Origin of the sequence: Collinsella sp. AM15-2 (assembly GCF_003471985.1) — a bacterium.
Classification (GTDB): domain Bacteria; phylum Actinomycetota; class Coriobacteriia; order Coriobacteriales; family Coriobacteriaceae; genus Collinsella.
Map to the genome: position 1 here is coordinate 1 of NZ_QRKO01000041.1, position 2907 is coordinate 2907.

General features: G+C 55.9%; 3 protein-coding genes and 1 pseudogene. All 4 read left to right on the plus strand.

Annotated features, from left to right (window positions below; genetic code table 11):
* Positions 1-222 (plus strand): annotated as a pseudogene (locus DW171_RS09910) (glucose-1-phosphate thymidylyltransferase); the annotation flags it as partial.
* Positions 223-317: 95 nt separating this feature from the next.
* Complete coding sequence (locus DW171_RS09915; protein WP_055252684.1) at positions 318-755, plus strand: DUF4869 domain-containing protein; 438 nt, start codon at positions 318-320, stop codon at positions 753-755.
* A gap of 9 nt (positions 756-764) precedes the next feature.
* Positions 765-1739: a hypothetical protein gene (locus DW171_RS09920; RefSeq protein WP_070097171.1), complete on the plus strand. Its 975-nt coding sequence runs from the start codon at positions 765-767 to the stop codon at positions 1737-1739.
* Positions 1740-1814: 75 nt separating this feature from the next.
* Entirely contained in the window at positions 1815-2834 is a 1020-nt protein-coding gene (rfbB, locus tag DW171_RS09925) for a dTDP-glucose 4,6-dehydratase (RefSeq protein WP_118271094.1), read from the plus strand.
* Positions 2835-2907: the final 73 nt, after the last annotated feature.

Here is a 2907-nt window from a genome sequence, read left to right on the forward strand (position 1 = left end):
GGCACCATGGAGAGCCTGCACGAGGCCGCGGAGTTCGTCCGCGCCGTGGAGCACTCCCAGGACCTGCCCGTGTCCGTCCCCGAGGAGATCGCCTGGGAGAACGGCTGGATCTCCACCGCCGAGCTTGAGGAGGCCGCCAAGGCCTACGGCAAGTCGGTCTACGGGCGGCACCTGAAGAAGGTCGCCGCCGGCGAGATCGTCAACAGCCCGCGCGAGTACTAGCGCAAGCTTGTTTTCTTTTAGGGGTCACCGTTTATCTGGTGGCCCCTTTCGTTATGATTACGTTGACCATAAAGACAATATGATTGGGAGTGGATGTGTTAAGCGTCTACTTTGGCGATATGCCAGAAGCGATTTACAACACAGCGACATATTTCAAAAACTCTTACCGGTCTTCTTGGATTACGGATCCCTATGCAGTCTCGATAATTAAAGATGTTGATCGATCGGATGTTGTCTCCGAAAACGTCATCGAAAGCCCTGTGCTTGGATTCATCTCCCCACTCCAGCTTTCTGGTGGCGTGAAAACGCTGCTGCTTATGAGATTTGATCGTAAGCAAATTTTTAACGCTTCTACCTGTGGTGACAACTGTGCCAAGTGGATTCTCGACATGGCGAAAGACCGCAAGCTTGTTGTGAATCTCTATCATGTGATGGACTTTGGTCGCGAGGATTTTAAAATTAAAGTCGTGAATAGCGGCCGAATCGTTCACAACATGGCCGAATTGATTCACGAGTCGATTCCGTATCTGTAGGTACTGCTTATGAACGGTTCGCATCTCGTTAAGATTTCCCGCCGCAGGGGAACTAAGTACACATTTACCATCAAGCGGAACATCACTATTGTGCGTGGCGATAGTGGCACGGGTAAGACGACACTGTTTGACATGGTCGCAGACTACATGCGAACGGGCGAGCAGTCGGGCGTTTCCTTGCAATGCGATTGTCCCTGTGTCGCCCTGACCGATTATGATTGGCGAAACCAGCTTTCGTCCGTTCATGACTCGATTGTATTTGTCGATGAGGGCTTAAAAGAGATCCATTCTGATGAGTTTGCCCATCATGTGCTGTATTCCTCGAATTATTTCGTGCTGATCTCAAGGGCTGATTTCCCCAATCTTCCGTATAGCGTGGATGAGATTTACAAGATTAAGACGAGCGGAAAATACCATTCTTTCGTCCCTGTTTATCAAGATCGCGGGAATCATCGTTATGCTATTTCCCGGTCGGCGCCAAAACAGGACTTTTCTATCCTTCTATGCGAGGACAGTAAGTCTGGTTTCCAGTTCTTTGAACGGCATTTCGCTGACAGTGAGCTTACCTGTACTTCGGCCATGACGAACAGCGCGATTTTGGGCTGGTTGGATCAGCATCTCGACGATCGCGTGTTTGTTGTCGCGGACGGGGCGGCATTTGGGTGCTATGCGGACCGCGTCCTTAAGCTGCAAGACATTCACCGCGATACTGTTACGGTTTGTCTTCCCGAATCATTCGAGTGGCTTCTACTGAGCTCCGGCGTAATTTCAGAGCTAGATGTTAAGACGGTTTTGGAAACCCCAGAAGCCTTTGTAAACAGTGAGAAGTTTAAAAGCTGGGAGGATTTCTTCTATAAGTACTTACGTGAAATAACTGGGGATTCGGTTTTTCACTACGACAAAGACTGCATTTCGGAGGCGTTTTGTACAGGAGGTAATTCTGCGAAGGTTATGGCTCTTATCGCATGCCGAAATGTCCGATAGTTTTGTTGAATAGCGTCGCGGCGTCACTTCCTGCGGCATACTAAAGAAGCTGTACATGCTTCAGATTGGATTTTCATGTCTGAGATTTTCGAACCCAAGAATATCATCGTCACGGGCGGCTGCGGCTTCATCGGCAGCAACTTCGTGCACTACGTGGTCAACAACCCCCCCGAGGTGCACGTCACCGTCCTGGACAAGCTGACCTACGCCGGCAACCCCGAGAACATCGCGGGGCTGCCCGAGGATAGGGTCGAGCTCGTCGTGGGCGACATCTGCGACGCCGAGCTGCTGGACAGGCTGGTCCCCGGCCACGACGCCATCGTGCACTACGCCGCCGAGAGCCACAACGACAACTCCATCGCCGACCCGGAGCCGTTCCTGCGCACGAACGTGGAGGGCACCTTCCGCCTGCTGGAGGCCGTGAGGAAATACGGCATCCGCTACCACCACGTCTCCACCGACGAGGTCTACGGCGACCTGGCGCTCGACGACCCGGCCAAGTTCACCGAGGAGACGCCCTATAAGCCCTCCTCGCCGTACAGCTCAACCAAGGCCAGCTCCGACATGCTCGTGCGCGCATGGACCCGCACCTACGGCCTGCGCACCACGATCTCCAACTGCTCCAACAACTACGGCCCCTACCAGCACGTGGAGAAGTTCATCCCGCGCCAGATCACCAACATAATCGACGGCGTGCGCCCCAAGCTCTACGGGAAGGGCGAGAACGTGCGCGACTGGATCCACACCGAGGACCACTCCTCGGCCGTCTGGGACATCCTCACCAAGGGCCGCACGGGGGAGACCTACCTCATCGGGGCTAATGGCGAGAAGAACAACATCACCGTCCTGCGCATGATCCTGGAGGCCATGGGCCGCGACCCCGAGGACTTCGACTGGGTCGCCGACCGTCCCGGCCACGACCGCCGCTACGCCATCGACTCGATGAAGCTCCAGCGCGAGCTCGGATGGAGGCCGGCGCACACCGACTTCGCCGGGGGCCTCAAGGCCACCATCGACTGGTACGTCGCCAACGAGTCCTGGTGGCGGCCGGCCAAGGAGGCCACCGAGGCCAGGTACAGGGCCCAGGGCCAGTAAGACCGCATCCCGGCGAACCGCGCCGCGGGGCGCCCGCGCGGGGCCGCAGGGCATGGGGATGACCCTGCGGCCC